Annotated in this window: 5 protein-coding genes and 1 pseudogene; all 6 read right to left on the bottom strand. The window is 61.1% G+C overall.

The window, feature by feature from the left end:
• Positions 1-139 precede the first annotated feature (139 nt).
• Positions 140-544 (bottom strand): hypothetical protein, encoded by a 405-nt coding sequence (locus ABYV89_RS13400; RefSeq protein ID WP_432823451.1) that lies wholly within the window; start codon positions 542-544, stop codon positions 140-142.
• A gap of 32 nt (positions 545-576) precedes the next feature.
• Positions 577-1,770 (bottom strand): vWA domain-containing protein, encoded by a 1,194-nt coding sequence (locus ABYV89_RS13395; RefSeq protein WP_432823450.1) that lies wholly within the window; start codon positions 1,768-1,770, stop codon positions 577-579.
• A 28-nt stretch (positions 1,771-1,798) separates the two neighbouring features.
• The gene (locus ABYV89_RS13390; protein WP_432823449.1) at positions 1,799-2,860 is read right to left on the bottom strand and encodes a hypothetical protein; all 1,062 of its coding nucleotides are present in this window, start codon (positions 2,858-2,860) and stop codon (positions 1,799-1,801) included.
• A gap of 132 nt (positions 2,861-2,992) precedes the next feature.
• Positions 2,993-3,511 carry a thiol peroxidase gene (tpx, locus tag ABYV89_RS13385; RefSeq protein ID WP_432823448.1) on the bottom strand — a complete coding sequence of 173 codons (519 nt, stop codon included), beginning with the start codon at positions 3,509-3,511 and terminating at the stop codon, positions 2,993-2,995.
• Between the two features lie 277 nt (positions 3,512-3,788).
• Complete coding sequence (locus tag ABYV89_RS13380) at positions 3,789-5,516, bottom strand: radical SAM protein (protein WP_432823447.1); 1,728 nt, start codon at positions 5,514-5,516, stop codon at positions 3,789-3,791.
• 240 nt (positions 5,517-5,756) lie between these two features.
• Positions 5,757-6,182 (bottom strand): annotated as a pseudogene (locus ABYV89_RS13375) (cell division protein FtsZ); the annotation flags it as partial.

Here is a 6,182-nt window from a genome sequence, read left to right as displayed (position 1 = left end):
GCTGCGGCTTTCGGCGTTTTCAAACTTGTCAAGCAGCCTGCAACACAGCAGCTCTCAAAATGACCCCTTTAAACGCAAAGGCCGACCCGACGGGGCCAGCCTTTGTTGCAGTTACCGGAACCAGGCAACCGGCCCGGTGCTAAAGGTCGCCTGTGAGCTTTTGCAGCAGGAAGAGCTTGGGGTTGAGCTTATTCACGCAGGCCACCAACTCTACCAACGCCGGCTCATCCAGCCCGTCTTCGCTATCCCGCCCCTGAAACCAGGGGTATCCCTTCGGCAGTTCGGAAAACTGACCGTCCTTAAGCAGTGACACATCGACCAGGTCATTGACCCTCCCCTCGGCTTCCCAGGGATCGCGATAATTGAACTGGCGGGCGACGATGTGCAGCATCAGCCCATTGGGGAAAACCCCCTTCACTTCAAAGGAAAATTCCCGGGGCGCCCCGTAGCTTTCGGTGCGTCCGCCACGGGACGCAACCCGCGCGCCGGCGGCCTCGAGCAGCTGGCGGATCGATTCCTCGGTCATCAGCCTGAGTTGATCCATGAAAAACCTCCAGTGAAGAAAGTCAGCGCAAATCAGACATCGAGCCTTAGCTCAACCCCCCAGGGAGCAGGCTTTTCGCCGTCGCGGGTCAGGACCCACAGGGTGGGAAACTCCATGATTTCCGGCGCCGGACCGATACCGTCGGTGAGATAAATCACGGCGGCGGGACGCATCGGCATGCTCCGGGCGTATTCAAACACCGGTCGCAAATCGGTGAATCCGCCCCCTTCGAAGACTTCGACCAGCGCCGGGCTGCCGACGAAACTATCGATGCGCTGAATGCGGCTGCCCGCATAGAGGACGGTGACGTGACTGTCCCGACCACGGGCGATCTGTACCAGTTCGTGCGCAAAGGTTTCGCGCAGATCACGGCGGTTGGTCGAGTCGCTGACGTCGATGCCGACCAGCAGACGGAGACGCTGGCGCTTGCGATTGCCCGGCGTGTCGTGCCCGAAGCGACGGTGTTCCCGCTTCCAGGTGCTGCGGCGACCGACCCGGCCGGCGCTGGCGACAAACTGCCGCAGCACCTCTTTCCAGGGGATCGGCGACGGCGCCAGCAGCCCTTCTACCAGGGAACGCACATCGCCGGGGAGTTCCCCCCGGCTCTTGCGGTAAGCGTCCCGGACCATGCTGCGAACCACTTCTTCGGCCAATCCCTGGGGGGTGCTGTCGGCCTCGGCCCAAACCTGGTGATCATCGAGGGTCCGCAGGGCATCCGCCTCTTTGGCCGGGAAACCATCCTCCCCGGCGTCGACGACCTGCCCGGCATCCCGGCTCGCATCACCGACTCCCCGCCCTTCAAGGTTGCCGACGTCGAAAGGCCGCGCCAATTGCCGGTAATATTCTTCGGCCGCCAGCCCTTCCTCCAGCTTCACCTTGTGCGGCAGCGCGGCCTGCGGTGGCAATCCGGCAATACCCGGATTGATGGCGAGATCGCAGGCGATGTCCCAGTCATGGCCGTGCCGCCCCTTGCGCCGGGCCATGTGCAGATGCAGCACATGCTTGAGGACGTGTTCGAGCAGCGCCCGCTGTTCATCGGAGGAAAAGTCAGCCAACCGCTGCGGATTGACGCAGAGGACCGGGGTACCATTGCCGATAGTCACCCCCAGGGCGTAATCGGCCGACACCTGGCGGCGGCGAAACCCGAGCAGAAAATGGCCGTAGAAGGGATGGCTCTTGAGCAGGCGAACCACCGCGTTTTCCAGCCCCCGAAGATCTGCGCTCATCCCAATCACCAAGCACCAATCACGGCCGTCAAGACGCTTCCCGGCTGATCTCGGCGATGGCGTCGAGCACCACCTCGTCGTATTTGTCCTGGACGATGGCCGCCGCCACCGGGGGGTTTTTCACCAGCGACTTGACCAGGCCGAAGCGCATGTCCCGGGGGAGCGCGCCGATGTAGTTGATCAGGTTCTGCTCCTGTTCGGGGGTCATCTGCGGCGCAACTTCGAGGCTGGTCACCAGGTCGTTCATCGACACCGCCTGCAGGTCATCCCGCTGCGCCCTGACCTTGCCGGCCACGGCATCCCAGCTGTCGAGAATCTCCCGGGCGGTCACCGGCCGATTCTGCTGCTCGGCGCTCCAGCGCAGGAACATGATGGCCGCCTCCTTGCCGACAATCCCGGCATAAACCTCCATCTCGAGGTCGGCGGGAAACCGGCAATGCTTGCGCAAGGTGCTGACCATTTCCCAGGCCCGCTCGGTCGGCTCCATCTGCATGTCGAGGGGGCTTCCCTGCCGCGCCAGCAGGTTCTGGTTGCCGGCCAGAAACTGCTGCACAACCCGGTCGAGCTGCCGGGACTTGGCATAGCGGGCCCAACAGGCATAGTCGGTCTCCACCTGCAGCATCACCATGCGGTCGAGCAGGGCACGGTCGAGGGTGGCCACCTGGTAGGTGCCGTCCGGAGGATTAATCGAGACCACCACCTTGTGCCTGGGGGCAAGCTGGTGGGTGTGCAACGCTCGCAGCTGCCCTTCGGAAGGGGGCTCGACGAACTGAAAAATGGCCTGCAGGGTATCCTCCTGCTGCGCCCGGTTGAGCTCGTCGCAGTGAATCACGGTTTCCGGGGCATCCGCCAGCGGCCACCAGCTGGGGCGCGACCAGTGCATGACCTCCTCCTGCCGGTAGGGAATTCCCACCAGGTCGCCGACCTCCATCTGCCCGAGGCGCAGCGGCTGGTAACGGCGACCGATTTCCCGGCAGACCTGGATGATCCCCGCAGTCTTGCCGACCCCGCGGTGACCGACCACACAGGGGGTCAGGTTGGTCTTGGTCAGAATTTCCTTGAGAACCACCTTCATCTGTTCAACGTTCATGCTTCACCATTCCCGCTAATGAACTCTTGCCAGTGCAAAAGAATACCGCAAAAACCGGTCAAAAGTCCATCCATGACGCAAAACGGGGAAGGCTGCGACAGCCTTCCCCGTGGATCATTCTGTGCCCTCTCCTTACAGCAGAGCGCGGGTTGCCGCCAGTGCGGCCGCGTAATCGGGCTCGGCGGTCACCTCCTTGACGATCTCCTGGTAGGCGATCTTGTCGCCCTGATCTATCACCAGCACGGCCCTTGCCAGCAGCTTGAGTTCGTCAATCAGCAGTCCGTAGTTGAGTCCGAAGGAACGCTCCTGGTAATCGGACAGGGTCTGCACCTTTTCGATCCCGGCATTGCCGCACCAGCGTTTCTGGGCGAAGGGAAGATCCAGGCTGACGGTATAGACCAAAACAGAGTCCGGCAACTTGGCCGCTTCGACGTTGAACTTGCGGGTCATGGCATCGCACACCGGGGTATCGAGGGAGGGAACCACGGTGATCAGCCGAATCTTTCCCTTACTGTCGGCCAGGGAAACCGGCTGCAGTCCGTTGTTAACCACCTTGAAGTCGGGAGCGGCCATACCGACCTTCAGTTCCGGGCCGAGCAGGGTTGCCGGGTTGCCCTTAAAGGTGATAACGCCTTTTTTCTGCTGTGTCATATCGTCGACCTCCTAAAGATATTAATGATCCTTTTTGTCGTAATTTAAATCATGCGACGAAGCTTGTCAAGCGGGAAGTTACCCGGTAAGGGCGACATAGAGCAGGAACAGGGCAACGGAAACGACAACAAGGAGTTTCTTGATCGTTGTATTCATAAAAGCCTCCCTGGAAAATGATTTCAACCGAGTATCTCGGTACTTCCAATCAACCACAAAATCATTGATCGTCAAGGGACTTTTTTTGAAATAAGTCGGCCAGCGGTCGAGCCTAACCTTCTTAATCACAGACGCCGCAACGGGTGCAGCCATCGAAACAACGCGGCGACAGGCGGGCGTCCAGGCCCGACAGATACTCGCGCCAAAGCGCCTCTCGGCGAACGCCGCTGTCGAGAATTTCCCAGGGGAAACGCTCGCTTTCGCCACGCTGCCGGGTCACGTAAAAAGCCGGATCGAGGCCCGATTTCCGGCAGGCGGACTTGAGGTTGTCTCCCGCCGCCAGCAGCGGCAGGGTCTGCCCGACCCGCCGGTCGCCTCGAGCGAGGAAGGCCTGCAGCACGGCACTGCGCGGCGATTCGAAAATCACCTCGGTGTTCGGCATCCGGGCGACCGCGGAACGGATCGCCTGAAAGGTTCGCTTCAAACTCTTTTCGTCCACCATGGCGGCCCACTGGAAGGGCGTGAACGGCTTGGGGATAAACGGGTTGACCGAAAGGGTCAGATTTCCCAACCGCCCCCGTTTCTTTCCGGCGGCCATCCAGAGTTCGCGAATTTCACCGGCCAGATCGAGCATCTCGTCGATGTCGGCCGCCTGCTCACCGGGCAGGCCGACCAGAAAATAGAGCTTGAGATTGGGGATTCCCCCTTCGGCCAGCAGCGATACAGCATCAAGGATCTGCCGGCGATCGAGTCCCTTGTTGATGGCATCGCGCATGCGCTGGCTCCCCGCCTCGGGTGCCAGGGCCACGGTCCGATGTCCGGATATCTTGAGAGCTTCGACTTCTTTTGCGGTCAGCGAATCAATGCGCAGGCTGGCCACCGAGATCTTGCCGCCCCGCTCGAGAATCGCCTGGTTCAGTGAAGCGATCTGCGAATAGTCCGACACCGCCGCCCCGACCAGGCCGACTTTTTCGCGCTCGCACAGTCCCGCTTCGATCTGGCCCAGGAGGCTATCCAGGCTGCGCTCCCGGGGGGGCAGGTAAATGAAGCCGGCGGCACAGAAGCGGCATCCGCGAGAACAGCCCCGCGAGATTTCGGTGAGGGCCATATCGGAAAATTCGGTCTGCTCGGTCAGTACGAAGGAGCGGCTTTGCGTCGCATCGAGATCGTGAACCCACTGCCTGCGCACCCGCTCCGGCACATCGGCGGGATGGCTCCAGCCGGCCAAGGTGCCGTCCGCCCGATAATCGATCTGGTACTGTGACGGCACATAAACCCCGGGTACGGACGCCAGCTGCCGCAGCATCTCCGGTCGCCCGAGCTGACCCGTCGATCCGATCGACTCGACCAATGCCGGCAAAATCGCCTCGCCCTCGCCGACCACAAACAGATCAATAATGTCGGCCAGCGGCTCGGGATTGAGAAATGCACAGACCCCGCCGGAAATCACCAGGGGGAAACGGTCGTCCCGCTCGCGGCTCCACAACGGGATGTTGGCCAGGTCGAAAAGATGCGGCAGGTTGAGATAGTCGTTTTCAAAAGAGATGGAAAAAGCGATAACGTCAAAATCGGCGAGCAGACGCCCGGATTCGAGGGAGAACAGGGGGTAGCCGGTTTTGCGATGTTCCGCCATATCCTCGGCATCGGGAAGGAAAAACCGCTCACACAGGGTGTCTTCGCGGCTGTTCAACAGCTGGTAGATCGACAGGAAGCCGAGGTTGCTCATCGCCTGGTGGTAGGTATTGGGATAGACCAGGGCCACGGAAAGCCGTCCCCCCCAGGGCTTGGCGCGACAGCCGGTTTCGGCAGCCAGGCGCCGGCGGGCGTTGTCGATGAGCTTGCGTGACATCAGTGATTCACCTTCGCGGTTTCCGCCGATGCGGGTTGTTCAAAAAAAAAACGGGGACCGCACTATGCAGTCCCCGGGACGAGGGAGTCGTCGCACACATCCATTATACTGTCAGCCACACTGCCTGCCGGGCGGAGAACCGGCACGAGCCGTCAGCATGGAAACTTGCGGGGTTGTCTATTGCGCCGTCAAATTTCTTGACCAGCAGTAAACCTCCCGGTGTATCGGGCCCAGCCCTGGTCAGTCGACGCGGCGACGAAGGAAGGTGGGGATATCGTATTCCTGGTCTTCGCTGACCGGCGACCGCAGGCTGCGGGGAGATTCTTTCTGCCGATCCCGGATGAAGGTCGGCAGGTCGTGATCCACCTTGCCCGGCGAGAAGGCGGTCCGGGCCTTGAGCTCCTCGGCCTTGCGGGCCCCCTTGTTGAAGGTGGCGCCGAAGCCGGTGGCAATCGCAGTAATCTTCAACCGGTCACCGAGGTCCTCGTCGATCACCAGGCCGACAATGATGTTGGCATCTTCATGAACCTTTTCATGAATGATGCGGGAGGCTTCTTCAAACTCTTCCATGGTCATGTTCGAGGAGCCGGAGATATTTACCAGCACGCCCTTGGCCCCGGAAATATCGATGTCTTCCAGCAGTGGGCTGCTGATGGCCTGGTGAGC

It is taken from the genome of Trichloromonas sp. (assembly GCF_041583255.1).
In the GTDB taxonomy this organism is placed as follows: Bacteria; Desulfobacterota; Desulfuromonadia; order Desulfuromonadales; family Trichloromonadaceae; genus Trichloromonas.
This window is presented reverse-complemented; position numbering and strand designations above follow the sequence as displayed.

Excerpts from the sequence above, each read along its gene's own strand:
- ABYV89_RS13400 (WP_432823451.1), bottom strand. The coding sequence starts at position 544 with ATGGATCAACTCAGGCTGATGACCGAGGAATCGATCCGCCAGCTGCTC.
- ABYV89_RS13395 (WP_432823450.1), bottom strand. The coding sequence starts at position 1,770 with ATGAGCGCAGATCTTCGGGGGCTGGAAAACGCGGTGGTTCGCCTGCTC.
- ABYV89_RS13390 (WP_432823449.1), bottom strand. The coding sequence starts at position 2,860 with ATGAACGTTGAACAGATGAAGGTGGTTCTCAAGGAAATTCTGACCAAG.
- tpx (WP_432823448.1), bottom strand. The coding sequence starts at position 3,511 with ATGACACAGCAGAAAAAAGGCGTTATCACCTTTAAGGGCAACCCGGCA.
- ABYV89_RS13380 (WP_432823447.1), bottom strand. The coding sequence starts at position 5,516 with ATGTCACGCAAGCTCATCGACAACGCCCGCCGGCGCCTGGCTGCCGAA.